Below are 26426 nucleotides of genomic sequence, written 5' to 3' on the forward strand. Positions count from 1 at the left end.
CACTTTATGCGCCCGCATAAAGTGCGCTCAGCCCGGGCGGGCCACGTGGGATTTCAGGGCGGTGACCAGCTCTGCGCTTTGAATGGGTTTCGTGAGAAACCCATTCATGCCGGCCGCGTCACAGGCCCGCCGGTCGCTGTCGAAGGCGTTGCCCGTCAAGGCCACCACCGGCACCTTGCGCGCGGGGTGATCCTTGGGGCGGGCGCGCAGGGCGCGGGTGGCATCGAGGCCCGAAAGCACCGGCATCGAGAGGTCCATCAGCACCACGTCGAACCGGGACGCGCCGTCGAGCGCGGCGAGAGCTTCGGCGCCATTCTCGGCCAGCGTGACCTCGGCGCCCGCGCGTTTGAGCATGCCGCAGATGACGCGCTGGTTGGTGCGGTTGTCCTCGACCACGAGAATTGCCGAGCCCTGTAGCGGCTGTTCCCGGATCGCCGGAGCGGGCTCGGAAAGAACCGGCGCCGCGGGCAGCGGGAGCGACACCGTAAAGGTGCTGCCCTCGCCCGGCGCGCTGCGCAGCCGCATCGTGCCGCCCATCGCCTTGACCAGACCCGCCGACACCGCGAGCCCGAGGCCGCTGCCGTCATGGGCGCGGTCCATGCCGGTCTCGCCCTGCACGAAGGGGTCAAAGATGCGCCGCTGCAACCCCAGCGGAATGCCCGGGCCGGTGTCGGTGATCGCAAAGCTCCAGCGCTCCGCACCTGCAGGCTGGATCGAGAGGCGCACCGCGCCGCTCTCGGTGAACTTGACCGCGTTGCCGATGAGATGCGTCAGCACCTGCCGCAGCCGCGCGGCGTCGGCCATCACCCGCTGCGGCGCGATCTCGTGGGCGTCGAAGGCGAGCCCCTTGGCCGCCGCCGCCGGCGCCATGGCGCGGCAGACGTCCGAGACGAGCCCGGCCAGATCGACGGGACGCGGCGCGACTTGCAGATCGCCCGCCTCGATCCCGGAAATGTCCAAAAGGCCCGAAATCACGTCGGTCAGCGCAAGCGCCGAGGCGCGGATCGTGTCGACGCAGGCGCGCTGCTCGCCGGTGAGCGTGGTGCCGTGCAGGATGTCCGCCATGCCCACCACGCCGTTCATCGGTGTGCGCAGCTCGTGGCTCATGGTGGCGAGAAAGCGCGACTTGGCCTCGCTCGCGACATGGGCAGCATCGCGCGCGGCAGCCAGGTCCGCGTTCTGCTTTTGCAGCGTGGTCACGTCCGAATGCACGAGGATGAACCCGCCCGACGGGCGGCGCACAGCCTTACAAAGGTAGTGCCGGTCGCGCCCCGGCACCTTGAGCGAGATCGTCTCCCCCTGCATCAGGCGGCGCTCGATCTCGGCAAACGCCTCGGGCGGGGTCGCGTCCCCTCGCGCCATGAGCACCGCGATGTAATCAGCCAGCCGCTGGCCGGGGTAGATGTCATCCTCGCTGAGGTCAAAGAGCTCGCGATAGGCCGGGTTCACGATCTCGATGCGGTTCTGCGGATCGCCGAGCGTCTCCCCGCTGGTCACCAAGAGCCCCTCGCCCAGCCCGTCGAGCACCTCGACGAGCAGGCGGTTGGCGTTTTCGAGCTCCGCCCGGCGCACGCCGAGGGCCTGGCGCACCGCGCTCGAAGGCGGGGCAAGTTCCGCGAGCGCCGGCTCTTCCTCGGCGGCGAGCTCAAGCGCGCGCGACAGGTCCAGCGTCACCCCGCGCAGACCGGCAGGCGCGCCTGTGTCGTCAAAGCGCGGCGCAGCGGTGACCATGAGCACAGCGTCGCGCGGGCCGACCGATTTGACAAAGGTGTGGTTCGAGAACCCTAGCCCCGACCGGATCAGCGCGTTGTGACGCGCGTAACGGGGGCCTGAGAACTGGCGGTCCTGCGTGCCGGCCAGCATCTGCGCGCCGATGCGGCTGGCCGCCGGCGCGCCGTTGAGCCGCTCGAACCCGCCGGAGGTAAAGGAAAACCGCTGGTCGGTATTCGCCTCCCACAGGTAAAGCGGCAGCGCCTCGAACACCTGCGCCCAGGGCGCACGGTCCCGCGCCGGCTCGGACATCTGCCCTGCGTCCCGGGCCTTTTGACAGGCCGGAGGTTTGCGCCACATCTCTGACATGCGCGTGGCCTAGCAAGCCGGGCCTTAACAAATCGTGCAACCCTGCCAAGAATCTGCCTGCCGCTACGTCACCTATCGGGGAATGCACTGACCTTACAAACGACAAACGGAGCGCCGAAGCGCTCCGTCTGCGAGGGAGAGAGGTGTTCTGGCTCAGGCCGGGTGGCGCCAGCGGTAGACCGAGGCCGCGATCACCGCAAAGAGGATGTGTCCCCAGAAGGCGACCCAGGTGATGCCGGTGAACCCGAGGAAGGGCTTCATCCCGGCCACGAGATGCGCCATGCCGTAAAGCGCGAAGACCCAAAGGAAGATGCCGTAGGCCACAGCCGCGACGAGCCACGGCAACGCCGGCAGCACGCGGCGGCGGATGTTTTCGGCGATCACCCAGCCCAGCGGGTAGGCGACGAGGCCGGCAAAGAAGTGCAGACCCTCGGCGGCGGGACGGTAACCGGAGCCGAAGACGGCTTTGATCGTGGCGTTGGCAAGCCCGACGGGCGCCAGCGCGGCAAAGCCGGAGACCGGAGAGAGGACCTGGCCAAAGATGTCAAAGGCCAAAAGGGCGGCCGCGCCTGCGAGCAGGACGCTGAGCGCCTGCTGCAAAAGGCCGGTGTCTGCAGGGGCGAGCGGGGTGGTGGCGGTCATGGTCATGGCGGCGTCTCCTTGGTGCGTCATGTGGTTTGGTGTGCACCGAGGAGCGTCTGCTGAAGGGTGCGGGGTTGAACTGGCCAAGGGTGTGCCAGACCCGGCGCGCCCGGGATAGCGCCGCCACGGACCTGTGAAACGGCGCACACGGCCACGCACGGACCTGTGACAACCTGCCGCATATTGCAACAATTGGCGCTCTTTCGGCCTAGGCGCCGCCGCACGCAGCGGGTAATTGTTTCAAAACTTCGGGGGAGGGAGACCCATGTCAGCGCTCAAGATCAAGAAGGGCTCGTCCAAACACTCGGCCTACAACCTGCGCCCGACCTTTTCGGACACGCAGGAGCGGCACACGCTGACGGTGCTCGTCGACAACGAGGCGGGTGTTCTGGCGCGTGTCATCGGGCTCTTTTCCGGGCGCGGGTACAACATCGACAGCCTCACCGTGGCGGAGATCGATCATCAGGGCCATCTCAGCCGCATCACCATCGTCACCACCGGCACGCCGCAGGTGATCGAACAGATCAAGGCGCAGCTGGGCCGGCTGGTGCCGGTGCACGAGGTGCATGACCTGACCGTCGAGGGCCCCGTGGTCGAGCGCGAGCTGGCGCTGCTCAAGGTCGAGAACGCCGGCGACAAGCGGGTGGAGGCGCTGCGGCTCGCCGACATCTTTCGCGCGCAGGTGGTCGATTCGACGCTGGACAGCTTCACCTTCCAGATCACCGGCACGCAGGAAAAGGTCGACGCCTTTGCCGACCTGATGCGCCCCTTGGGTCTGGCGGAGATGGCCCGCACCGGAGTAGCAGCGCTGTCGCGGCACAGCCAAAGCTAACCTCGCGCTTCACTCTCGGAACAGCAAAGCGGCGAAGGCCCGGGTGGGACCTCCGCCGCGGGCCCTGTCCCGTGAGCGGACTTGAAGACAGGGCGTCTGAGTTGTGCGTGCTTAAAGTGTGGGCGCAGCGCGCGGCGCTATCCAAACCTCTCGGCAAGTATCAGGCGATCCCGCGCGCCGAGACGCCACTGCCGCGCCGCTGCGGGAGCGAAATCACGCCGTCGCAATTGGCCGGATCCCCCGGATGCCGTGCCGCGTCCGACGACGGCGCACGCACCAAAGCCTGCGCCAGCCCTTGGTAGGCCATGCCGCAGAGTACCTTGGGGTTGCGCGCGAGGCGCAGCTGGTCCTGCTCCATCAGGTCGAACCGCACGAGATCGCCGGATTCGAGGCCCGCCGCAGCGTCCGTCAGCGCGCCGTCATGCAGCGACGTCGCGCCGGGTGTGTAATAGGCCAGGCGTCCGTGGTCTTCGCACCAGATCACCGCCTTGTTGTGGGCCGCGTCACTCCAGAGCACGACGCCCATCATTGTTGTCTGTGCCATCAGTCCCATCCCTTTGACACGATGATGGTGCGGCAGAAAGCCGGTCAATCATAGGCGTCAAACCGGACACCCTTGGGCGGTTTGTGGCAGGACAGAAAGACCCTGACGCCAAACAGCGTCACGATTGACGCTAAAGCGGAACAGCTCTAAACAGAAACCTACGGGGGTGGGGACCCGTGGACCACATTATTGCAAGGGACGTGCAATGCTGATGACGAATCCAGCGAAAGGCTCCAAAACTGATGCTGGTATGCCCCCGACCCCGTCCGACTTGCGCGGCATGTTCGGACAGAACCTGCGCATATTGTGTCAGGACGCGCCGTCCATCTCGGCCTTGTGCCGCGAGCTTGGCATAAATCGCACGCAATTCAACCGATACTTGTCTGGGGAAAGTTTTCCTCGCCCCGATGTATTGCACAAGATCTGTGCATTCTTTGATGTCGATGCCCGGATCCTGCTCGAGCCTGTCGCCGATATACGCCAGGCCGACACCGATGTGTTGCACCACCCCGACCTCAAGGACTTCGTCGGCTCCGGCTTCACCTTCCTTGGGGAGGACGCGTTTCCCTCCGGCTTCTACCGCTTTTCGCGCCAGAGCTTCGTCGATGACGGCAGCTACGTGCAGGGCATGATCTACGTCTACCGCACGTCCAAATACACGCTGCTGCGCGGGATGGAGCCGAAGGCCGCGATGGAACAGCAGGGCCTGCCCCTGCACGTGCGCGCACGCGAGTACCGCGGGTTCCTCCTCCCGCAAGAGGGTGGGATCGCAGCGCTGGTGTCGCGGCGCAATGCCATGACCTGCTCGTTCAACTTCCTCGCGCAGGTGCCCTCCTTCGAGAACAACTACTGGGAAGGCTACGCCGCCCGCACCGTGCGGGAGGGCGTGTCGGGCCTGCGGGTCTCGCGGCTGGTCTACGAATACCTCGGGCGCAACACGGGCGAGGTCCTGACCGCCGCGCGCGCGACGGGCTTCTGCACCCTCGAGGACCTGCGCCCCTATCACCGGACACTCCTGCGCGCCGGTCAGCCCTTCCGATAGGTCCACCGCTCCCGTCTTCCAGAAATGCCGCGCCTTGACCTGCGCGTGCATCACCGCATGTGACAAGCTAGATAATGGAGCAATCACATGCACTGGCTCGACCTGACCGTTGCCCTTTTGACCCTGGCCTTCGGCGCCTTTGGCTTTCTCGCCCCGCGCTACACGCTCGGCGTCCTTGATCTGACGACCACGAGCAGCACGATGGGGATGAGCGAGATGCGCGCCTCCGTCGGCGGGCTCTTCGTGATCGCAGCCCTCGGCGGGCTGTGGATGAACGACCCCGCTGCCTGGGCTATGCTCGGCTTTGCCTACACCGGCGCCGCCCTCGGGCGCGTGATCTCGCTGGCGCTCGACAGCCCGCCCACCCGCAAGGTCCTGATGTTCGGCGGTATCGAGGCCGCGCTGGCAGCCGTGCTCCTCGTCCGCCACCTCTGAGAGCGCTCCAGCTTCATCTTCCTAAATAAACTCCCGCCGGAGGCTCCCGAAACTTACAACCGGCGCGGCGCTTGCCTATTTCTGGGATGTCCTTCGGGACTATGGACATAAACGCGCTCGTAATAAACGGCTCGGACCCGGGGGCGGTACCCGGCGGCTCCACCAACTTCCTTCGTTTGAGGATCGCGGGGCCGAAATAGGATCGACGGACGTCTAAAGGGGTTAGCTTTGTCTCGGCTGTCTGCCACCGTTACCGGCGAAAACAGTACAATTGCAAACGACAATCGTGCTCCGGTTGCTCTGGCTGCGTAAGCAGTCCGGGTAGAACCGATCTTAAGCCCTAGGCCCTAGCCGGCCTAGGCGGGGTTCGCAGGCACCTGGCAACAGAAGCCTGCACTTCCATCCTTTCCATCCAGCTTCCCAAACGCTGTCGCATTGCCTTTGCACACGCATGGCATCAAGACGGGATGATGGAGCCTACCCCTACAAATGACGCGGAAACCCTGCCGGAGTTCACCCGCACCTTCGCGCGGATCGGCGTGCTGTCTTTCGGTGGCCCCGCAGCCCAGATCGCGCTGATGCAGCAGGTGCTGGTCGAGGAAAAGAAGTATCTTTCCCAGGACGCTTTCCTCCGCGCGCTTTCCTTCTGCATGCTCCTGCCCGGCCCCGAGGCGATGCAGCTCGCGACCTACGCAGGCTGGCACCGCCGCGGCATCCCTGGCGGGCTGATCGCGGGGCTCCTCTTCGTGCTCCCCGGCGCCTTGGTGATCGCCGCACTAGGCGCACTCTACCTGACCATCGGCACCCAGCCGCTGTTCGAGGCGCTCCTGACCGGCGTGCAAGCCGCAGTCATCGCCATCGTGATCAAGGCCCTCATCGGTCTCAGCAAACGCGCTCTCGACGGCACAAGAGACATTGCCCTGGCAGCCGCATCCTTCGTCGCGATCTGGGCGTTCGACGTCCCTTTCCCTCTGCTCCTCCTCACAGCGGCCTGTGTAGGCGCCCTCTTCTATTCGCGGGCCCAAACCAAGCCCGCCTCGACAGCAGCAAGAAAACCAACTCCACCAGCCACCATCGCCCTCTGGGCGGCTCTCTGGGTGTTGCCCCTCGCACTCCTCTGGCTCGCAGGAGCGGAGTTCCTCCTCGACCTCGGCCTCTTCTTCAGCCAGCTCGCGGTGATCAGCTTTGGCGGCGCCTACGCGCTCCTCGCCTACATGGCCCAGACCCTCGTCGAGGTGCAGGGCTGGGTCACCGAAGGCCAGATGATCGACGCGCTCGGCCTTGCCGAAACAACCCCCGGCCCGCTCATCCTCGTCACGCAGTTCGTGGCCCTTCTCGCCGGATACGGCGCCGGAGGATGGGGCCTCGCCCTCGCCGCGATGCTCCTTTGCCTTTGGGTCACCTTCGTGCCGTGCTTTTTATGGATCTTTGCGGGCGCCCCCTACATCGACCGGCTCGCAGGCATGCCCCGCCTCTCCGGCGCGCTCTCGGCCATCACCGTCGCCGTGGTCGGCGTCATCGCCAGCCTCGCGCTCTGGTTCGCCGGCACCGTCCTCTTTGCCCGCCCGGACGCGCTCTCCCTCCTCGGCCTCACGCTCCCCGACCCAAACAGCCTGCGCCTCGGCACCCTAGCACTTGTCGCCCTCGCCGCAGCGCTCCTCCTCTGGCGGAAAGTGTCCCTCGGCGTGACCCTTTGCGCGACATCCGGCGCAGCGCTCGCGGCCCATCTGATCGCCGTGTGACGCTAGGGCTTTCGCTGCGTCAATGTTGCACTATACTTAAGCTACCAGCGGGACAGCCCCGGGAGAGCCCCATGTCGGATGCCATTGACTACGGCAACTTGATGCACCGCGCGATGCGCAGCCTCATCCACGACGTTCTGACGGATGTGCAGGCCAACGGACTGCCCGGCGACCACCACTTCTTCATCACGTTCGACACGACGCACCCGGACGCGGCGATCGCGCCATGGCTCGCCGACCGCTACCCCGGTGAGATGACCGTGGTGATGCAGCACTGGTACGACGGCCTCGACGTCACGACCGAGGGCTTTCACGTGACGCTCAACTTCGGGGACGCGCCCGAGCCGCTTTATATCCCGTTTGCCGCGATCAAGACGTTTGTCGATCCCTCCGTGGAGTTCGGCCTGCGGTTCGAGAATGCCGAGGATACCGCGTCCGAGCTTTCCGTGGTGCAGGAGCAGACCGCGCCCGAGACGCCCAAACCGGCGGACGCTCCGAACGCCAAGGAGGCAGGCCCGGCTGACGTTGTCTCCCTCGACAGTTTCCGCAAGACCTGATCCCGGCACCCGCCTGTGCACACGCACAGGCTGCACGCACTGACTAAACGTACTGGCATTGAAAGCGCTTGCCGCACTGCCGCGCGCCCCGTATCCCTCTGCCCGACATAAACCAGAGGATCGCGCCACATGACCGCTGCCGAGACCGCCACCCGCACCGAAACCGACAGCTTTGGCCCTCTGGAGGTCCCGGCGGACAAGTACTGGGGCGCGCAGACTCAACGCTCGATCCTCAACTTCCCCATCGGCTGGGAAAAACAGCCCGTCGCCATCGTCCGCGCGCTCGGCGTGATCAAGCAGGCCTGCGCCATGGCGAACAAGCGGTCGGGCAAGCTCGATGCGGACCTCGCCGACGCAATGATCCAGGCCGCCTCCGAAGTGGTGGCCGGCCAGCTCGACGACCACTTCCCGCTTGTCGTCTGGCAGACAGGGTCCGGCACGCAGTCGAACATGAACGCCAACGAGGTGATCGCCAACCGCGCCATCGAAATCCTCGGCGGCACGCTTGGCTCGAAAAGCCCGGTCCACCCGAACGATCACTGCAACATGGGGCAGTCCTCGAACGACACCTTTCCCACGGCCATGCACATCGCGACGGCCATGACCGCCCGCGACGTGATCCTGCCGGGTCTGGCCAAGCTGCACGCTGCTCTGGAGGCCAAGGTCCAGGAGTTCGACGGCATCATCAAGATCGGCCGCACGCATACGCAGGACGCCACGCCCCTGACGCTGAGCCAGGAGTTCTCGGGCTACACACACCAGGTCGCTATGGGCATCCAGCGGGTCAAGGACGCGCTCGGGCGCATCTACGAGCTGGCGCAGGGCGGCACGGCCGTCGGCACCGGCCTCAACACCGCCAAGGGATGGGACGTCGAGGTGGCCGCCAACATGGCGGAGATTACCTCCCTGCCCTTCGTGACCGCCCCCAACAAGTTCGAGGCCCTCGCCGCGCATGACGCGATGGTCGAGATGTCAGGCGCTTTGAAGACTGTCGCCGCGTCGCTCTTCAAGATCGCCAACGACATCCGGCTCCTCGGCTCTGGCCCCCGCTGCGGCCTGGGCGAATTGATCCTGCCGGAGAACGAGCCGGGCTCCTCGATCATGCCGGGCAAAGTGAACCCCACCCAGTGCGAGGCGCTCACCCAGGTCTGCGCGCATGTCATGGGCAACGATGCCGCGGTCGGCTTTGCCGGCAGCCAGGGCCATTTCGAGCTCAACGTCTACAAGCCCATGATGGCGTACAACGTCCTGCAATCCATGCAGCTGCTCGGCGACGCCGCCTCCGCCTTCACCGACAACCTCGTGTTGGGGCTTGCCGCTGACGAGGCGCGGATCGACAAGCTGATGCGCGAGTCGCTGATGCTGGTGACGGCGCTCGCGCCCGAGATCGGCTACGACAACGCCACCAAGGTTGCCAAGACCGCCCACATGAACAAGACCACGCTCAAGGAAGAGGCGATCGCCCTCGGCTTTGTCGACGAAGAGACCTTCGACCGCGTGGTGCGCCCCGAGAACATGGTCGGACCCAAGTGAGCCACCGGGGGCGGAGCATTGCAGCCAAGCGGTCCCTCCGCCCGCACCTGATGTTTCAGGGCAAACTTGCGGAGGCCCTCGCCCTATGGGAGCGGGCCTTCCCCGACATGGCACTCACCCGCCTCGATGACGGGGCGGGCCCGCCCGCCTCGGTCGAGGTACAGCTCGCAGGCCAGACCTTCACCGCCTTCGACAGCCCTCCGGTGCACGACTTCGACTTCACACCCTCGGTGTCCCACTTTGTCGCCTGCCCCACCCAAGAGGATGCCGAAACGCTCGCCGCCATCCTCGGAAAGGATGGCACAATCTTGATGCCCGCCGGCCCCTACGACTTCGCGCCCTGGTTCACCGGCGCCACCGGCGTCAACTGGCAGATCGAGGTCGCCAAATGAGCACCCCGATCAACCTCAACAAAGCCCGCAAGGCCAAGGCCCGCACCCAAAAACGCGCCAAGGCGGACGAGAACGCGGTCAAGTTCGGCCGGACCAAAGCTCAGAAAGACGCCGACAAACGCACCGCGGACAAGGCCATCCGCCACCTCGACCAGCACCGCAGAGACCCATGAGCGCGCGGCCCGTCAAACGCTCGCTTACGCTCAAAGGCCATCGTACCTCTGTCTCGCTCGAGGACCCCTTCTGGCAGGAATTCCGCCGCATCGCCGCCGCGAAAGGCAAACCCATCAACGCGCTGGCTGCCGAAATCGACGCCGCACGCGACCTCGAGACCGGCCTCGCCTCCGCCATCCGCCTCTACGTCCTTGCGCACCTCAAAAACGAAACAAGCCGCGAAGGTCCATCTTCTCTGGTTTGAAAATACCTTGGGGGGAGCGTTGAAACTCCCTGGAGTTTCAACGTGGGGGGCAAAGCCCCCTTCTACCGCTCACGTCACTGACGCGGTCGGGACCGCCACCCACCGCGCCGGCGCGGCGCCGAGATCGTCTGCAGACCCGCCTTCAGCACATCCGTCATCGGATGCCCATCGTCGCCGTGCCGCTCGAGGAGCGCGGCGATGGCCCTGGTCTGCGGCACATCCGCCGGCAGGCTGAGCGCCCAGTCGAGAAAGATCGACCGGCACTGCGCGTCCGTGATCCCCTCGATCCGGTACGCCTCGCGAATGAGGCCCTTGTGATCGATGTTCGCATCCGTGGCGTCCGTGTCCGCACTCATGTGTCCCTGCCTTCGTCCAGCACGCGGGAGATGATCTCCGCCGCCCGAGTTGTGCGCGCCGCAAGCGTTGCGTCAAGGTCCATGCGCGCATCGCAGCCCGTCAGGCGCAAGACAAACGCCGTTCCGGCCTCGCCCAGCGCCTCTGCGTCGAGGTCCCCCTTGCCGATCAGCTGGCCTGCCATGCGCAAGGCCCAGCACAGGCGATAGGCCCCAACGATCTGGCCGGCTTCCGCCTCCGTCACCCATCCCAGCGAGGCCGCCGCCGCAAGCCCGGCCTCCACGCCGGGTCCCTCTTCGCCCGCGACAAGCAGCGCCGCCTGGGCAAAAAGCTCGATGTCTTGCGAGCGCCCCGGTCCCAGCTTCGCATCCCAGGCCGCGCGCGAGGCCCTGGCCTCGAAAATCCGGGCGCGCATATCGGCAAGGTCCCGCAGGACGAGACCGGCAGCGCGGGCCTTCCCGAGAAGGGCTTCGAGGAACGCGGTCAGGTCCGCGCCAAGCTGCGCCTCCCCGGCCACGACGGCGGCGCGGGTCAACGCCATGTGCTCCCACGTCCACGCCTCGCTCTGCTGGTAATCCTGGAAGGCCGCCCAGGACGTCGCCACCGGCCCCTGATTGCCCGAGGGACGCAAGCGCATGTCCACTTCAAAGAGCCGCCCTTCGGACATCGGCGCGGTCAGCGCCGTCACCAGCGCCTGCGTCAACCGCGCATAGTAAGGACGCACCGCCAGCGGGCGGGGTCCCTCCGACATCGCAGCGTCCTGGGGATCATAGATCACAATCAGGTCGAGGTCCGACCGCGCGGTCAGCTGCCCAGCCCCGAGCGATCCCATGCCGAGCACCACCGCCCCGCGCCCCGGCAACGGGCCGTGTTTGGCGGCAAACTGCGCGGTGACCACCGGCCAAAGCGCCGCGAGGATCGCCCGCGCCAGCGCGGCGTAGTGACTTGCGGCCTCCTCGGGCGGGGTGATGCCGCGCAAAAGGTGCACGCCGACGCGAAACTGCCAGTCCTTGGACCAGCGCCGCGCGGTGTCGAGCTGCGCCTCGTAATCCTCTTCCCGCGCCAAAAGGCCCGCCAGCTCCGCCGAAAGCGCCGCCTCTCCCGGCCAGGGCGCAAAGAAGGCGCCGGCGATCACCGCATCGAACACATGCGCATTGCGGGACAGATACGTCGCAAGCTCCGGCCCGATCGACACCGTCTCGACCAGCAGGTCGATCAGCTGCGGGTTGGCGTCAAAGAGCGAAAAGAGCTGCACCCCCGCCGGCAGCCCCGCCAGGAACCGGTCAAAGGCCGCGCGCGCCTCGTCGGGACGCGGGGCGGCCTCGAGCCGCGCGAGGATCTCGGGCTGGAGACGTCTGAAGATCGCCGCCGCCCGGTCCGAGCGCAGCGCCGGATACTTGAGCCAGCTCTCGTCCACCTTGCTCGTGGCCGCCGCGGACTTGCTGCGCGGCGGGTCAAAGAAGGTCTCGGTGCAGGCGTGCACCTCCTCCAGCGTCTCCGTCAGGTGGCGTTTCAGCGCATCCGTGTCCGTGTCCATGAACGCCGCGAGCCGGTCAAAGCCGGCATCGGTCTTGGGCAAATCATGCGTCTGCGCGTCGCGCAGCATCTGCACCCGGTGCTCGACCTCGCGCAGCGTGCGGTAATGGCGCGTGAGCGTCTCGGCGGTGTCCTGGTCGACCCAGCCTTGCGTGGCGAGGCGCGCCAGCGCCGGGACCGTGCCGCGCAGGCGCAAGGAAGCGTCCCGCCCGCCCGAGATGATCTGCCGCGTCTGGGTAAAGAATTCGATCTCCCGGATGCCGCCGCGCCCCAGCTTGAGGTTATGGCCCGGCAGCGTGATCGGCCCGAAGAGCCCTTTGGCCTCGCGGATCGCCAGCCGCATGTTGTGCGCGTCCTCGATGGCGGCAAAGTCCAGATGCCGCCGCCAGATAAAGGGGCGCAGTGCGGTGATAAAGCTCTCCCCGGCAGCCAAATCCCCGGCGGCGGGGCGCGCCTTGACCCAGGCGGCACGCTCCCATGTCCGGCCGAGGGTTTCGTAATATTGCTCGGCGGCGCCCATGGCGATGCAGACGGGCGTGGTGCCGGCGTCGGGGCGCAGCCGCAGGTCGGTGCGAAAGACATACCCCTCGGAGGTCACGTCGTTCAGGATCGCCGTCATCTGTCGCACCGCGCGCGCCAGTTTGCGCCGCGCTTCGGCGATGTCGACAAGGTCCATGCCCGAGTCGTCAAAGAGGCAGATCAGGTCGATGTCCGAAGAATAGTTGAGCTCGCCCGCGCCCATCTTGCCCATGGCAAAGACGGTCGGGACCGGCACGTCCTCCGGCAGGCGGCGCAGGCCATAGCGCAGGGCGGCCTCGGTCGCGGCGTCGGCAAAGTCGGTCAGGGCGCCAGTCACCTCCTCCAGCGTCCAGAGCCCGGCCAGATCGGCGAGCGCCACCAGCAGCGCGCAGCGGCGTTTGAGCCGGCGCAGGTCTTTGGACGGATCGGCATTGGGCGGCAGCGCGTGGGTCTCGGCCACAAGCGCGTCGCGTGCCTCGGTGATGTCAGCGGCGGCGGTCTCGAGCCACGCCTGCTCCTTGACGATCAGGTCGGCGAGATAGGGCGCGCTGCCTGCCGCCCCCGTGAGCAGCTGTAAGGTGGGCATGTCTGCCCACCCTACGTGGCGGGTCACATCTTCCGCCCGGGCTTTGTCATACGGACGGGGACAGCGGGTGTGCGGACAAAGTCGGGTCATGCGCGCAGCCTTGGTGCTTGACCCCGGCGGCGTCAATCTATTGTCCTCGGGCGCAGGACGAAGGAGCGCGCAGATGAGCAAGAGTTTGAAACGGGTTCAGGCCGCGCTGGAGGCCGAGGGGCTGTTCCCGGACTTTCGCGAGGTCGCGCAGGCGCGCACGGCGCAGGAGGCCGCGGACGCCGTCGGCTGCCACATCGACCAGATCGCCAAGTCGATCATCTACCGCGGTCAGGACAGCGCCACGGCGCTCCTCTTTCTGACGGCGGGCGGCAACCGCGTGGACGACGCCAGGGCCGCGCTCGTCGCAGGAGAGCCGCTGGGCAAGGCGGACGCGGCGCTGATCCGCGCGCAGACGGGCTTTGCCATCGGCGGTGTCGCGCCCGTCGGGCACCTGGTGCCGATCCGCGCCTTTTGGGACCCACGCCTGTCGGAATTCGACGTCGTCTGGGCGGCGGGCGGCACACCGCGGCACGTCTTTGCCCTGCCGCCACGGGTTCTTTTGCGGATTTCCTGCGCGCAAGTGTCTGAATTTACGTCGTAACGCGGACGGGCTGAAAGCGGGTATACTTGAACCGGTTGTTCACGCGCCGACCCGAGGGGTGGCGCAATCGCGCCGCCCCATCGGGGCGGGTCGGCGCGGCCTGACGGTTCCCGTCAGGCGGGGGGCTTTGTTTTGAGTCATTATTGTGTGTGCAATTTCAGGTCGGCTGTTCCAATTTTAAAAATGTAAAAAACCTTCACATTTGCCCTTGCAAGAACGGCGAAGGTGTCCCATCTCTTGTGATGTGAAAGGGATTTACATGAGGCCAAACCGGCAGCAGCCCGATCACACCGCAACATGGGACACATGATATGGAGACCTCGATGACCACTTTCGCCACGACCCCTCACTCCGCGCCCCGCCCCGCCGGGTGGTTCAGCCGCACCGAGGCCTGGCTCGACGACAAGGGCAAAGGTGCCTGGATCGCGGCGATGGTGCTCGGCTTCATCTTCTTCTGGCCCGTCGGCCTCGCCCTTCTGTTCTACATGATCTGGAGCAAACGCATGTTTTCGAAAAGCTGCCGCTCGGTGCGCACCTCGCGCTTTGGCATGAACCAGACCACCGGCAACCGCGCCTTTGACGCCTACAAGGAAGAGACGCTGCGCCGCCTCGAGGAAGAGCAGCAGAGCTTTGAGGATTTCCTCGAGCGCCTGCGCGAGGCGAAGGACAAGGCGGAGTTCGACCAGTTCATGGACGAGCGCGCCACCTCGAACCAGAAAGACGACGCCTAAGGCGCCACAGGGTCCCCGCCCCGCCCGCACGAGGGCGGGGCCTTTGCAGAAGAGGACAAGATGACCGCACACACGCCCCCGTCCCAGCCGCGCGTCCCCAACTGGATGCTGGTGGTATTGATGGCCATGTACACCGGCTTTGCCATCCCCGTCTCGATCGTCGCGCTTGTGCAATCGCTGTTCTTCGGCGTCGTGATCGTCGTGGTGCTGGCCTATTTCTGGACGCAAATCCCGGCGATGCTGCTTGGACGGAACGCACCGATGGCCGAGGCGGTGGGCGAAGTCGTGCCGCAGATGCCGGCGCTGGCGCCTACGGGCAACGCGAGCTTTGACGCCTACCGGGCCGAGCTGATCGACCGGCTTGAGCGCGAACGCACCGACTTCGACACCTTTGTCACCCGGCTGCGCGCGAGCAAGGATAAGTCCGAGTTCGACCGCTTCATGGACGCCCGCGCCAATCGCGGCGCCGCGTAACCTGCCCGCGTCCCGGGCCTGACCCGGGACGTCGCTCCAAGCCTCAATCCTTGCGGCATCAGTGGCGGCAGCGCTGGCAATCGCCCAAAAGCTGCCCATATCCCGAGAGCAATACGCTCTCACCCCCCCTCGAAGAGACCCCCGATGCACACCCCCGACCCGATGACACAGCCCGGCTTTTACACCTCGGTCCCGATCAAGCGGCTTGGAGCCTGGGTCGTAGACATTCTCGTGATCACGCTCATCTGTCTGGTGCTGACGCCCTTCACCGGCTTTCTCAGCATATTTGTCTGGGCGCCGTTCTGGCTGATGGTCAGCTTTCTCTACCGCTGGGCGACGCTGGCGGGCGGGTCGGCGACCTGGGGGATGCGGCTGATGGCAATCGAGCTACGCGACAATGAGGGCCAGCGCCTGACCGGCGGCCTCGCCTTTGCGCATACGCTCGGCTACTCGGTGTCGATTGCACTGGCGGTCCTGCAGGTCATCTCGGTGGTGCTGATGGCGACCTCCGCGCGGGGTCAGGGCCTGACGGACATGGCGTTGGGAACCGTGGCGATCAACCGGCGGTTAAGTGGGCGATACTGATCACCGTTTTCGGGGGGTTGGCGGAGCCGGGCGCTGTTGCTAGGCTCCGCCCACGCCCCCCGCTAGGACCCGCATGCGCCACACCCTGCCCATTGCACCGCAGTTCTATGTGACTGCACCGCAACCCTGCCCTTACCTTGAAGGGCGGATGGAGCGGAAGCTGTTCACGGCGCTGCAGGGCGACACGGCGAGCCGGCTCAACGACTCGCTGTCGAAACAGGGCTTTCGCCGCTCGCAGAACGTGCTTTACCGCCCCTCGTGCTCGGATTGCGCGGCATGTCTCAGCGCGCGTATCGACGTGTCCAAGTTCACCCTGTCGCGCAGCCAGAAGCGGGTGCTCAAGAAAAACGTCCACCTCGCGCGGCGCGCCACCTCTCCCTGGGCAACCGAAGAGCAGTACGAGCTCTTCCGCATCTACCTCGACAGCCGCCACGCCAATGGCGGGATGGCGGATATGGACGTCTTTGAATTCGCCGCGATGGTGGAGGAGACGCCGGTCAAGTCGCGTATCGTCGAATACGCGGACACCCAGAAGGGCGAGCTGATCGGCGCGTGTCTGACGGACGTGCTCGATGACGGGCTGTCGATGGTCTACTCGTTCTTCGACCCCGACTACGCACAGGATTCGCTCGGCACCTACATGGTGCTCGACCACGTGGAGATCGCGCGGGAGGCGGGTCTGCCTTACGTCTATCTCGGATACTGGGTGCCCGGCTCGGACAAGATGGGCTACAAGGCGCGGTTTTCGGGGCTCGAAGTCTATGCCGGCAACCGCTGGCAAGTGCTGCGCGATCCGCGCGATTTCGACGCGACGCGCCATCCCCTGTCGAATGATCCGATTGCCGAGCAGGTGGCCAACATCTCGCTGCCCGGCGCCGAGCCTGCCAGCGGGAACGAGTGATCCAGCACCTGCACGCCGTCGCGCTTTTGGTCCCGGACTATGACGCCGGGCTGGCGTTCTACGTCGATACGCTTGGGTTCGAGCTTGTGAGCGACGAGGACCAGGGCGGCGGCAAACGCTGGGTGCTGATCCGGCCACCGGGTGGTGAGGCGTGCCTTCTGCTTGCCCGCGCCGTCGGGGAGCAGACCCGCGCCATCGGCAACCAGTTCGGCGGGCGCGTGGGGCTGTTCCTGCACACCGAAGACTTTGCCCGCGACCACGCGCGGATGCTGGCCGCTGGCGTCACCTTCGAAGAAGCGCCTCGGCATGAGCCTTATGGCACCGTCGCTGTCTTTCGCGATCCCTGGGGGACGCGCTGGGATTTGTTGCAGCTCGTGCAGGCCAGCGAGTGAGCCGGCTGCTTCTTTTCAATGGAAGCAAAACTGATGTGCACGCGCCGGCCCGGGGTGGCGCAATCGCGCCGCACGTTTTGCCGAAGGCAAACCTTTGGTTTGACGGGGGCGGGTCATGCCGGAGGCATGCCTACGGCATGACGCGGCCTGACGTGAACGTCAGGCGGGTGTTTTGAGTTAAGCGGAACGTGTTAGGGAGAGGATTGGGCGCTGCAGATCAACAAAAAAGGCCGCCTCGGTTGTACCGGGCGACCTCTTTTTAGTTCAGGTACAGAAACTTACTCGTCGTCCATCGCCTCGACGGTCTTCTCGAGCTCTTCCTTGGAGACCTCTTTCTCGGTCACGTCGGCGAGCTCGGCGATATAGTCGATCACCTTGTCTTCGAAGATCGGCGCGCGCAGTTGCTGCTGCATCTGCGGGTTTTGCTGCACGAATTCAAAGAACTGGCGCTCCTGACCGGGGTACTGGCGCGCCTGCGCCATCACGGCCTGGCTCATCTCGGCGTCGGTCACGTCGACCTCGGCCTTTTGTCCGATGTCCGCGAGCAAAAGGCCCAGACGCACGCGGCGTTCGGCGAGCTTGGTGTGCTCTTCGGTCGGCTCGACCTCACCATGGTCATGGCCCTCGACGTCCGGGTTCTCGTCGTGGAAGAGCTGATGCGCGATCTGCTTGGCCTCGGCCTCGACCAGCGACGGCGGCAGATCGAAGGACACCTTGGTGTCGAGCACATCGAGGAGGCCACGCTTCATCACCTGGCGCGCGGCGGCGGCGTACTCGGCCTCCAGACGCTCGGCGATCTGCGCTTTCAGCGCGGCAAGGTCCTCGGCGCCAAATTTCTTGGCCAGCTCATCGTCGATGGCTGCCGCTTCGGGTGCCTTGACCTCTTTGATGGTGCAGGAGAACACGGCCGCCTTGCCGGCCAGATGCGCGGCCTGGTATTCCTCGGGGAAGGAGACCTCGACCTCTTTCTCTTCACCTGCTTTCACGCCGACGAGCTGCTCTTCGAAACCGGGGATGAAGGAGTTGGAGCCAAGCACCAGCGGGTAGTCCTCTGCCGAGCCGCCCTCGAACGCCTCGCCGTCGACCTTGCCGACAAAGTCCATTACGACCTGGTCGCCGTCCTTGGCCTTGGAGCCTTTCTTGCGCGGCTCGAAATTCTGCGCGGTCTCGGCGAGGTTGCCCAGCGCCTCGTCCACCGCGGCGTCCTCGGCCTTGACCACGAGACGCTCGAGCGCGACGCCCTTCAGATCGACCTCTGGAATGTCCGGCAGCGCCTCGTAGGACATTTCGACGGTGACGTCGTCGCCCTCTTTCCAGCTCTCGCCGTCCTTCATCTCGACCTTGGGTTGCAGCGCCGGGCGGTCACCGCTGTCCTCGAAATGCTTGGACATCGCGCCGTCGATGGTCTCCTGCATGGCCTCGCCCAGAACACGGGGGCCGAACTGCTTTTTCAGGAGCGCCATCGGGACCTTGCCCTTGCGAAAGCCCTTCATCTCAACCTCGGGCTGCGCCTCGGCGAGCTTGGTGTTGACCTTGTCGTCGAGCTCATCGGCGGTGAGCGTGATGGTATAGGCGCGTTTCAGGCCTTCGTTCAGGGTCTCGGTGACCTGCATATCGGGTCCCTTTTTCTCTCGGGTCGTCGGAAAATCAGGCGCCCTGATACAAGCGCCCCCTGCCCCGCGCAAGCACCTTTATTTTGTGGCTCGGCGCGCCGGATCGGTGGTTGCTATGCGTGCGGCCGTGCGTCTTTGTTTTCGCGGCATCTGGCGCTATGCGCGCTGCAGTGCCGCGCCACGAACCCGCCCCCAAGTGCCGCGTGAGGGACATAAGATCGCCGGAAAGGCCGGGCTTAACTCAGCGTCAACGCAGTGGGCTTAAGAGGGGCGATATGGTTGATACAACTCTGGGGGCGGTGCCGTTTATGAGCGCCGACAAGGCGGCCTACGCCCAGACATCCGCGCCGCAAAGCGCGGCCGCGCTCCTCACCTATGCCGCCCGCGCCTCGGGGCGCGGCGTGCTGAGCCTCGCGCTCGAGGCGCGGCGGTTCAAACGGTCCAGGGCGCGGCTCGAGCTGTGGGAATACGTCAAATTCGGGCTCTACGATCCGGCGCGCCACAGCGCCGAAGAGCGGGCCGCCTTTGTCTCCATGAGCCTGCAGAACCGGTGCCTGCACGCAGTCAACGACATGGCCTGGTTCGGCGTCACCGAGGACAAGTGGAACTCCGTCAAGTTTCTGGAGGCCGCCGGCCTGCCCGTCCCGCACACGTGCGCCGTGCTCGACCGGTCGGCGCGCATCTATCACCAGGGGCGCGGCCTCCGCACACCAGACGCGCTGCACGGCTTTCTGCGCGATGAGGCGCGCTTTCCACTTTTTGGCAAACCGAACAAGGGGCTCGGCTCCATTGGGGTCTTCATCATCGACGATGCCGGCCCGGATCACATCCTTGTCCGGGGCCATGCGCCGATGGGATACAGCGCCTTTTTCGACATGGTCGTCGGGGATCAGGCGTTCCTGTTGCAGGAGGTGGTCCGGCCCTGCGCCGCGCTGCGTGCGGTGACCGATGCCACGCCGACGATCCGCATGGTGAACCTGTGGTCCGAGGACGGGCTTTATACGCCATCGGCGGTGCTCAAGCTGCCCGCGCGCGGCAACCTTGCGGACAATTTCTGGCGCCAGGGCAACGTGCTGTGCGACGTGGACGTCACAAACGGCGAGATCCGCTCGATCGTGACCTCTGAAGGCCCCGCGCTCAAGCGGCACCTGACGCACCCGGACACGGGCGTGCCGCTCATCGGCACCCGCCTGCCGCATTGGGAGGCGGTACGCGCCGTCAACGCCGACGTCGCCGCGCTGCACCGCCCGCTCGTCTACCAGTCGCTCGACATGGCGATCACCGACGACGGCCCGGTTGTGATCGAGGTCAATCCCGGCTCGTCCTTTACCCTGCCGCAATACGCGTCTGGCCAAGGGTTCATGGCGCCGCGGGTGCGGGAGCACTTCACGCGCGCGGGGGCTGACTTCCTCTAGCTCAGCGCTCTGATGTGAAAGTGAGGCGACAGCCTCCGCGCAATACGCTAGGCACGCGGCATGCGCTGCACGCCTGCTCTTGCCCTTTCCGCCGCTCTCCTCGCGGTCCCTGCCTCCGCCGAAGACTGGCAACCCCTCGACGGACCCGCCATCCGGGACGCGTTGACCGAGCGCACGCTGCGCTTTCCCACCGCAACGCAGACCTTCTACGCCTCCGGCCGCACGCTTTATGACGCGGGCCGCCCGTCCTGGGGGTATTGGCGCATCGAGGCAGACCGCTATTGCTCGCAATGGCCCCCGCGCGGTGAGTGGGCGTGCTACGCGGTCGAGGCTGCGGGAGATGCCGTGCGCTTTGTCGCGCCGGACGGGTCGCTCTCCACCGGCGTGCGCGTGCCGTGATCGATATCTGGTCGTTCGAAGGACGCTGGCACCTCACCCGCCACATCGACGACCGCGCGGGATCGCAGTCCGGCCGCCTGGCCGGAACCGCCACCTTTGCCCGAGACGGCGCGGGGCTGACGCTCACCGAAACCGGAACGCTGCGTCTCACCAACGGCGGCACGTTCAAGGCGACACGCCGCAGCCTCTGGCGCCCCGGCATCACCGTCCTCTTCGAAGACGGCCGCCCCTTTCACAGCTTTACCGCCGACGCTCCCCAGGCCCACCACAACTGCCCGCCGGACAGCTACGATGTGACCTACGACTTCGACGCCTGGCCGGACTGGGAGGCCCGCTGGACCGTCAAAGGCCCGCGCAAGGACTACACGATGGTCTCGCGGTATACGCGGAGCTAGTGCATTCCGTAACGTAGGTGGATCGGTCATTCACGCGCCGTCCCGCGGGGTGGCGCATCGCGCCACCCGTTTTGCCGTAGGCAAACCTACGGTTTGACGGGGGCGGATCATGCAAGAGGCATGCCTTCGGCATGACAATTCCTGTCAGGCAGGTGCTTGAGTTTGAGCGAGCGCACATACCAAATGCCACTGCGCAAAAGTCCGGTTCCTAACGCTCCACCAACTCCGTAATCACGTTCGAGACACGCTCCATGGTACGGTGCACCGGGCACTTGTCCGCGATCTCCATCAGGCGCGCGCGCTGATCGGGGCTCAGCGGCCCTTCGAGCGTGATGCGCCGCAGGAACGAGTCGATGTTCTCCGACCCCGCAACACCCGCGTCCTGCGCGTGCACCTTGTCGTGGCTCACATCGACCGACACATGGCGAAGCGGCCACTTCTTGCGCCGCGCGTACATGCGGATCGTCATCGACGTGCAGGCCCCCAGCCCCGCCGACAGGAACCCGTAGGGCGTCATCCCGCGGTTGGTCCCGCCATAGGCTTCGGGCTCGTCGGCGCGCACATGGTGATAGGGCCCCGCGTTCACGTCCTGCAGGAAGCCGTCTGCGTCCGCCTCGGACACCCGCACGATCCCCTCAGGCGCGCCGATGGGCGGCGCCGGCACGGTCAGCGGCACGTAACGTTTCACCCAGGTCGCGATCACGTCGGCAGCATATTCGGCGTCGCCGGGATCGGAGATCAGGTGATCGGCGGTGTCGAGCGTGACAAAACTCTTGGGGTGTTTGGCAGCGGTAAAGATCTCGGCGGCGTTGTCGATGCTGACCGTGGCGTCCTGGGGGGCGTGCAGAACGAGCAGCGCCTTCTTGAGGTCCGCGATCGCGGGGCCAAGCGACTGGGCGCGCACGTCCTCGACAAAGTCCCGGCTGATGGTGAAGGGGCGCCCGGCGAGGGAGACCTCGGCGCGGCCCCTGCCCTCGATCTCCGCGAGTGCGCCCTCGAAGTTGTGGGTGACGTGGCCGGGGTCAAAGGGCGCGCCGAGCGTGACGACGGCCTTGGCGCTTGGGATGTCGCCCGCCGCCTTGAGCACCGCAGCCCCGCCGAGCGAATGTCCGATCAAGAGCGCGGGCGCCATGTCCACCGTCTCGAGCGCGGTGGCCGCCGCGACCAGATCGCCGACGTTGGAGGTGAAATGCGTGTTCTCGAACTCCCCCTCGCTGTGCCCGAGCCCGGTAAAGTCGAACCGCAGCACCGCAATCCCCATGGTCGTCAACCGCTGCGCGATCCTGCGCGCCGCCGCGATATCCTTGGTACAGGTAAAGCAATGCGCGAACAGCGCCGTCGCCAGCGGCTTGCCCTGCGGCATATCGAGTCGCCCCGCCAGCGTATGCCCCTGCATACCTTTGAATTTAAACGGTTTCATGGGATGGTCCTCGCCCGGTGTGCCTCAGAGTGTGGGGGGCTCCGGCGTTTGGGGCAAGGTTCGTGTCACCGGTGTCACGGGGGTGTGAGAGGGGGTGAAGTATCGACATGTGGCAAAGAGAGAAGTACTATTATAGAAATTGAGGAGTAGTAGCTAATGACAGGTCAAGTTGACCCAAACCAAGTAGCGGCAACCATTGCTACTGACTTAATCAAAGACTTTTTTGGTGGGGTCGCAAGTTATACCCAAGATAAGTTCTCTGACACACTGCAGCGGCTTTTCCCAAAATTTGAAAAACATCTCATCGAAGTCCATCGACGTGTATCGCACGTCAAGGTTCTATGCTCCCCAGATGCACCGATCGATTTCAGATCGGTGTACGTGTGTCCAACTCTTCGATTAAGCGAAGAGACTATCGGTGATGACGAATTCTTGGAGCGGGTCATCGATGGAGGGCGGATCGTTGTAAAGTCGCAAGGTGGTGCAGGTAAATCATTTCTAGTGCGGCACCTCTGGTTATCGCTCTTTGAAAAACCGCGTGGTGTTGTTCCAGTTTTTATAGAATTACGTGGCATTAACTCGAATTCGTCGGTTGATCTAGAGTCGTATATTCGACTGACTTGCGTGGAGACCGGCGAATTATCTGAGGCGAACTTTGCAGCCTTTGGCGCTAAAGGCGCCTTTGTCTTTTTGCTGGATGGATTTGATGAGGTCGAACGAAGGCATCGAGCAGAACTAGAAGCCCAGCTACTTTCTTTGGCAAAGAAGTTCCCCAAGTGTTCCTTGGTTGTCACTGGAAGACCAGACGAGCGCTTTGCGAGCTGGACAAGCTTTTCAATTTATTCATGCGAACCGTTTAATTATGAGCAATTTTGTGCGCTGATCGGTAACGTACCGTTTGATGTCGGGGCCGTTAAGCGCTTCTTGAAATTGGCGTCCGAAGATTTTTTCAAAAAAAATGAGGATTTTTTATCAAACCCACTACTTGCGCTTATGATGTTGATGACATACCGTGAAAACGCGGAAATCCCAACATCTCTAGCCGCTTTTTATGAAAATTGCTACTTTACTTTGTTCTCGCGCCACGACGCTCTGAAGGAGCAATTCAATAGAGAGAAAGTTCTAGATCAAAATGAGTTTCGCAGGCTTTTCTCTCTATTTTGTTTGCTTGGATATCTTAAGTCTAAGCAAGATTTTTCAGAAGCCGAGATCTATTCCCTAATTGAAAGATCAATCGAGCTTTCTAGAATTTCAATAGGAATACCAGAGGCGCTCGCAGAGTTTTGCGAAACCGTCAATCTTGTTTATAAAGATGGGCTAAGATACTGGTTTGTCCATAGGTCGTTCCAGGAGTATTTTTCAGCCTACTGTTGTGTTGCAGTCTTGACGGAAAGAACTTCAGAGATTCTAAGGGTATTTGCCGAACGCCATATGGATAGCTGTCTTCAATTGGCCTCTGAGATGCATCCAGATTTAGTTTTTAAAGAATACTTCTCTCCTGGATTATCATTGCTTGAGGCAAGGTTCAGCAAGATCGAGAATGGGCAAGGGGAAGGTTTTAACGCACTTTCAACGACAAAATTTGTAGTCATGTTTGATCTGAGTAAGGGGGGCTCGTCGACTAGTTTGTTTTGGGACGAAGACGCAGACTTGCGAGTTTTTATGGCTGCATGCCGAAAAGTCTTCGGCTTTAATGAGAGCGGATTTATTGATTGCTTATTGAAAATGCACAATGAGACTTTGATTAATGCGTCAATTACCCCTTGGCCTTCTAAATTTCCACAACGCATTCGCGTGTCGGTTTCAACCTCCAACCAAGCTCTTATATTTTCCTATGAAGGTGCGACAAATGGCGAAAACCCTTTGGTGCCGACCAAAGCATTTGATGCATCTGTCCAGAAAAAGTTGGCACCACACATTGAGGAATTGAACAAGGTTCTAGAAAAGGAGCACTTAGAGATCCTTCAATTCATCCGAGAAATTATCAAGAAATCGAAGGAGAAGTCCAATATTCTTGCCGAAGAATTGGGTATCTAGCCCACCAACCTCTCATCAAACGGATACTTCGTCAAATTCTCGTACCCGTCTTCGGTGATCAACACCTGGTCTTCGAGCTTGATGGAGAAGTCGCCGCCGACCTCTCCGAGCAGCACTTCGACACACAACGTCATGCCGGGCTCCAGGGCGTAGTCGAAGGCACCCGGGACGGCCTTGTCGGGGTAGGCGAGGAGGGGCCATTCGTCGCAGAGGCCGACGCCGTGCATGAAGCAGCCGTAGCGCTGTGCCAGGAACTTGTCGTCGAGCTGATGGCAGCGGGCGATGAGGTCGGGGATCATCACGCCGGGGCCGAGCATCTCCATGTTGGTCTGGATGTGCTCGATGGCGTGGTTCATCGCGTAGATCATGTCGGGGCGCGGTTTGGCGTCGCCGATCCACCAGGTGCGCGAGATGTCGGTGCAGATGCCGTAGGCGCCCACCAGGTCGGTGTCGAAGGCCAGGATTTCGTTGTTCTTGCAGATGCGCGGGCCGCATTCCTGGAACCAGGGGTTGGTGCGCGGGCCTGAGGTCAGGAGCCGCGTCTCGATCCACTCCCCGCCGCGTCGGATGTTCTCGGCGTGCAGGATCGCCCAGACGTCGTCCTCGGAGACGCCGCCGCCGGGAATGCGCTCGCGGGCAAACTCCTCCATCGCGTAGCACGCGGTCTCACAGGCGTGGGAGGAGCAGCGCATCGCCTTGATCTCGTCGGGACCTTTGACGGCGCGCGCCTTTTCGGTGACCTCCTCGCCCTCCATGACCTCGAAGCCTTGCGCCTCGAGCGCGCGCAGGCCGTGGAGCATGGGCTTGTCCACGGCGAGGCGCATGTTGCCGGGGGCGTGCTCGGCGCAGAGGCGGCGGACTTCGTTTGAGAAGGCGTCGGCGGCGATGTCGATCTTGTCCCCGCGGTCGAAGTAGAAGAGGTCTGCGCCGGAGCGCACTTCGCGCACGAGCGGGTTGAAGGACGACAGGAACGGCGCGTTCCTGTAGTCCCAGATCACCATGTATCCGTCCGCGCAGAGCAGCACGGCGCGGAACGGGTTGTGCGTGTTCCAGAGCTGCATGTTGGTCGAGTCGGTGGCGTAGCGGATGTTGAGCGGGTCGAACATCAAAAGCCCGGCGTAGTCGCGGTCCACGATGTGCTGCGTCAGGCGGCGCCAGCGGTAGTCGCGCATTGCAGCGAGGTTGGGAAGCTCGAGACCGGCCGCCTCCCACTCGCGAAAGGCGAGCTGCGTCGGGCCGATCTCGATCCGGTCCATGTCGTTGGGGGTGCCGTCGCCAAGTGTTGCGCCGCGGGTCGGGTCGATCTTGCGGGTGTCGCGGTAATGCTGGTTCATGGCGTGCCTCCCTTTTGGGCAAACGTGGCAAGCCCGCGGGGGCGCGGCGCGCCTGTTCCCGACACGAGCGTTGCCGTTTTTTGATCGGGTATTGGCTGTTGCGGGGGCGGGATTTGCGGCACTCTGGCGGGATGCAAGCCGCTCCAATCCTGCAACACGCCCTGCCCTATGTGCTCGACAGCACGCGGCGTCTGCCGGGGATTGCGCCGACGGAGCACTGGCTGATTCAGGACGAGGCCTATGCGGCGCAGATGGCCGAGCGGGCGCGGCTGATCGCGGAGCTGCCGGAGGAGGTACTGGCCCTGACGCCCGAGGGGCAGCCGGCCGCCGAAGAGCTGCTGCGGCTGGTCGTGGACGAGGCGCAAGGCTGGGACGGGTTCGAGGTGCGGGACGGTGCGGTGCGCTGTCCTGACGGGCGGGCGGTGGCGATTGATTTCGCACAGCCGCTCGAGACGCTCGCGCAACTGGTGCAGGAGGACCTGTGCCTGCTTGCGCCGGCAGGCGGCGGGTCGGTGCTGACCGGCGCGGTGCTGTGTTTTCCGGCGTCCTGGCGGCTTTCGGAAAAGATCGGGCGCCCGCTCCCGGAGATCCACGCGCCGGTGCCGGAGTATGACGACGGGCTCGCGCGGCGTGTTCAGAGGCTCTTTGATGCGATCCGGGTGGGCCAGGTGCTGATGCGGCACAACCTTTTGTGGTACGCGCGGCCCGAGCTCTACCAACCGCGCTCGGAGATCACGCCGCGCAAGGAGGCCGGGCCCGGCGAATATCTGCGCAGTGAACGGCAGACCTTGCGGCGGCTGCCGCGCACTGGGGCCGTGGTCTTTGCGATTCACACGTATGTGCTGAGTCCCGAGGACGGCTTACGTGCCGTTTCCGTTAGGTAAACCT

At 64.4% G+C, this 26426-nt stretch carries 28 protein-coding genes and 1 other RNA gene; 21 read left to right on the forward strand and 8 right to left on the reverse strand.

From position 1 onward, the window contains the following. Window positions 1-27 precede the first annotated feature (27 nt). Together ACU0B3_RS11000 and ACU0B3_RS11005 are read right to left on the reverse strand one after the other, a co-directional pair. Window positions 28-2079, reverse strand: coding sequence for an ATP-binding protein (locus ACU0B3_RS11000; RefSeq protein WP_446260900.1), 2052 nt, complete (start codon window positions 2077-2079; stop codon window positions 28-30). A gap of 153 nt (window positions 2080-2232) precedes the next feature. Then, entirely contained in the window at window positions 2233-2727 is a 495-nt protein-coding gene (locus tag ACU0B3_RS11005; RefSeq protein ID WP_446260901.1) for a hypothetical protein, read from the reverse strand. Between the two features lie 259 nt (window positions 2728-2986). Here ACU0B3_RS11005 and ilvN point away from each other — a divergent pair, with 259 nt between their 5' ends. Further along, complete coding sequence (gene ilvN / locus ACU0B3_RS11010) at window positions 2987-3553, forward strand: acetolactate synthase small subunit (protein ID WP_446260902.1); 567 nt, start codon at window positions 2987-2989, stop codon at window positions 3551-3553. Between the two features lie 160 nt (window positions 3554-3713). Here ilvN and ACU0B3_RS11015 read toward each other — a convergent pair whose 3' ends face one another. Further along, on the reverse strand, window positions 3714-4097 hold the full coding sequence (locus ACU0B3_RS11015) for a hypothetical protein (RefSeq protein WP_446260903.1): 384 nt from the start codon (window positions 4095-4097) through the stop codon (window positions 3714-3716). Window positions 4098-4377: 280 nt separating this feature from the next. On the opposite strand from ACU0B3_RS11015, the gene ACU0B3_RS11020 reads away from it, so the two are divergent. The 9 genes from ACU0B3_RS11020 (at window position 4378) to ACU0B3_RS11060 (ending at window position 10216) form a co-directional block, all read left to right on the forward strand. Next, entirely contained in the window at window positions 4378-5139 is a 762-nt protein-coding gene (locus ACU0B3_RS11020) for a helix-turn-helix domain-containing protein (RefSeq protein WP_446260993.1), read from the forward strand. Window positions 5140-5226: 87 nt separating this feature from the next. After that, window positions 5227-5574, forward strand: coding sequence for a DUF4345 family protein (locus tag ACU0B3_RS11025; RefSeq protein ID WP_446260904.1), 348 nt, complete (start codon window positions 5227-5229; stop codon window positions 5572-5574). 49 nt (window positions 5575-5623) lie between these two features. Next, window positions 5624-5972: a transfer-messenger RNA gene (ssrA, locus tag ACU0B3_RS11030) on the forward strand. A gap of 69 nt (window positions 5973-6041) precedes the next feature. Beyond that, complete coding sequence (gene chrA / locus ACU0B3_RS11035) at window positions 6042-7316, forward strand: chromate efflux transporter (RefSeq protein ID WP_446260905.1); 1275 nt, start codon at window positions 6042-6044, stop codon at window positions 7314-7316. Between the two features lie 71 nt (window positions 7317-7387). Then, a complete protein-coding gene (locus ACU0B3_RS11040) occupies window positions 7388-7873 on the forward strand; it encodes an SspB family protein (RefSeq protein ID WP_446260906.1) in 486 nt (161 codons plus the stop codon). Window positions 7874-8002: 129 nt separating this feature from the next. Beyond that, window positions 8003-9406 (forward strand): class II fumarate hydratase, encoded by a 1404-nt coding sequence (fumC, locus tag ACU0B3_RS11045; protein WP_446260907.1) that lies wholly within the window; start codon window positions 8003-8005, stop codon window positions 9404-9406. Further along, complete coding sequence (locus tag ACU0B3_RS11050) at window positions 9403-9798, forward strand: VOC family protein (RefSeq protein WP_446260908.1); 396 nt, start codon at window positions 9403-9405, stop codon at window positions 9796-9798. The genes fumC and ACU0B3_RS11050 overlap by 4 nt, the downstream gene beginning before the upstream one ends. After that, entirely contained in the window at window positions 9795-9971 is a 177-nt protein-coding gene (locus tag ACU0B3_RS11055; RefSeq protein ID WP_446260909.1) for a DUF4169 family protein, read from the forward strand. The genes ACU0B3_RS11050 and ACU0B3_RS11055 overlap by 4 nt, the downstream gene beginning before the upstream one ends. After that, complete coding sequence (locus ACU0B3_RS11060) at window positions 9968-10216, forward strand: ribbon-helix-helix domain-containing protein (RefSeq protein WP_446260910.1); 249 nt, start codon at window positions 9968-9970, stop codon at window positions 10214-10216. The genes ACU0B3_RS11055 and ACU0B3_RS11060 overlap by 4 nt, the downstream gene beginning before the upstream one ends. Window positions 10217-10290: 74 nt before the next feature. Here ACU0B3_RS11060 and ACU0B3_RS11065 read toward each other — a convergent pair whose 3' ends face one another. Further along, on the reverse strand, window positions 10291-10572 hold the full coding sequence (locus tag ACU0B3_RS11065; protein WP_446260911.1) for a hypothetical protein: 282 nt from the start codon (window positions 10570-10572) through the stop codon (window positions 10291-10293). After that, window positions 10569-13211, reverse strand: a complete 2643-nt coding sequence (locus tag ACU0B3_RS11070) for a [protein-PII] uridylyltransferase family protein (RefSeq protein WP_446260912.1) — start codon at window positions 13209-13211, stop codon at window positions 10569-10571. Before ACU0B3_RS11070 ends, ACU0B3_RS11065 begins: the two co-directional genes overlap by 4 nt. A 163-nt stretch (window positions 13212-13374) precedes the next feature. Here ACU0B3_RS11070 and ACU0B3_RS11075 point away from each other — a divergent pair, with 163 nt between their 5' ends. The 6 genes from ACU0B3_RS11075 (at window position 13375) to ACU0B3_RS11100 (ending at window position 16925) form a co-directional block, all read left to right on the forward strand. Then, on the forward strand, window positions 13375-13842 hold the full coding sequence (locus ACU0B3_RS11075) for a YbaK/EbsC family protein (protein WP_446260913.1): 468 nt from the start codon (window positions 13375-13377) through the stop codon (window positions 13840-13842). A 323-nt stretch (window positions 13843-14165) separates the two neighbouring features. Then, window positions 14166-14573, forward strand: coding sequence for a DUF2852 domain-containing protein (locus ACU0B3_RS11080; RefSeq protein WP_446260914.1), 408 nt, complete (start codon window positions 14166-14168; stop codon window positions 14571-14573). Between the two features lie 60 nt (window positions 14574-14633). Next, window positions 14634-15047 carry a DUF2852 domain-containing protein gene (locus ACU0B3_RS11085; protein WP_446260915.1) on the forward strand — a complete coding sequence of 138 codons (414 nt, stop codon included), beginning with the start codon at window positions 14634-14636 and terminating at the stop codon, window positions 15045-15047. Window positions 15048-15191: 144 nt separating this feature from the next. Next, window positions 15192-15632: an RDD family protein gene (locus ACU0B3_RS11090; RefSeq protein WP_446260916.1), complete on the forward strand. Its 441-nt coding sequence runs from the start codon at window positions 15192-15194 to the stop codon at window positions 15630-15632. Window positions 15633-15705: 73 nt separating this feature from the next. Further along, entirely contained in the window at window positions 15706-16533 is an 828-nt protein-coding gene (locus ACU0B3_RS11095) for an arginyltransferase (RefSeq protein ID WP_446260917.1), read from the forward strand. After that, the gene (locus tag ACU0B3_RS11100) at window positions 16533-16925 is read left to right on the forward strand and encodes a VOC family protein (RefSeq protein WP_446260994.1); all 393 of its coding nucleotides are present in this window, start codon (window positions 16533-16535) and stop codon (window positions 16923-16925) included. Before ACU0B3_RS11095 ends, ACU0B3_RS11100 begins: the two co-directional genes overlap by 1 nt. 278 nt (window positions 16926-17203) lie before the next feature. Here the strand turns inward: ACU0B3_RS11100 and tig are convergent, their stop codons facing one another. Beyond that, window positions 17204-18538 carry a trigger factor gene (tig, locus tag ACU0B3_RS11105; RefSeq protein ID WP_446260918.1) on the reverse strand — a complete coding sequence of 445 codons (1335 nt, stop codon included), beginning with the start codon at window positions 18536-18538 and terminating at the stop codon, window positions 17204-17206. A 275-nt stretch (window positions 18539-18813) separates the two neighbouring features. Between tig and ACU0B3_RS11110 the strand changes: the two genes are divergently transcribed. The 3 genes from ACU0B3_RS11110 to ACU0B3_RS11120 are packed head-to-tail and all read left to right on the forward strand — an operon-like array spanning window position 18814 to window position 20747. Continuing rightward, on the forward strand, window positions 18814-19953 hold the full coding sequence (locus ACU0B3_RS11110) for a sugar-transfer associated ATP-grasp domain-containing protein (protein WP_446260919.1): 1140 nt from the start codon (window positions 18814-18816) through the stop codon (window positions 19951-19953). 60 nt (window positions 19954-20013) lie between these two features. Then, window positions 20014-20352, forward strand: a complete 339-nt coding sequence (locus ACU0B3_RS11115; protein WP_446260920.1) for a hypothetical protein — start codon at window positions 20014-20016, stop codon at window positions 20350-20352. Beyond that, window positions 20349-20747, forward strand: coding sequence for a DUF6314 family protein (locus ACU0B3_RS11120; RefSeq protein WP_446260921.1), 399 nt, complete (start codon window positions 20349-20351; stop codon window positions 20745-20747). Before ACU0B3_RS11115 ends, ACU0B3_RS11120 begins: the two co-directional genes overlap by 4 nt. Window positions 20748-20955: 208 nt before the next feature. On the opposite strand, the gene ACU0B3_RS11125 is transcribed toward ACU0B3_RS11120, so the two are convergent. Further along, complete coding sequence (locus tag ACU0B3_RS11125) at window positions 20956-22167, reverse strand: bifunctional alpha/beta hydrolase/OsmC family protein (RefSeq protein ID WP_446260922.1); 1212 nt, start codon at window positions 22165-22167, stop codon at window positions 20956-20958. Window positions 22168-22323: 156 nt separating this feature from the next. On the opposite strand from ACU0B3_RS11125, the gene ACU0B3_RS11130 reads away from it, so the two are divergent. Beyond that, window positions 22324-24204 carry an NACHT domain-containing protein gene (locus ACU0B3_RS11130; RefSeq protein ID WP_446260923.1) on the forward strand — a complete coding sequence of 627 codons (1881 nt, stop codon included), beginning with the start codon at window positions 22324-22326 and terminating at the stop codon, window positions 24202-24204. Here the strand turns inward: ACU0B3_RS11130 and dddP are convergent. Further along, window positions 24201-25538: a dimethylsulfonioproprionate lyase DddP gene (gene dddP, locus ACU0B3_RS11135; protein ID WP_446260924.1), complete on the reverse strand. Its 1338-nt coding sequence runs from the start codon at window positions 25536-25538 to the stop codon at window positions 24201-24203. The two genes, ACU0B3_RS11130 and dddP, sit on opposite strands and share 4 nt — an antisense overlap. A 131-nt stretch (window positions 25539-25669) precedes the next feature. Here dddP and ACU0B3_RS11140 point away from each other — a divergent pair, with 131 nt between their 5' ends. Then, entirely contained in the window at window positions 25670-26422 is a 753-nt protein-coding gene (locus tag ACU0B3_RS11140) for a heme-dependent oxidative N-demethylase family protein (RefSeq protein WP_446260925.1), read from the forward strand. Window positions 26423-26426: the final 4 nt, after the last annotated feature.

The sequence above is a fragment of the Pseudaestuariivita sp. genome (assembly GCF_052825805.1).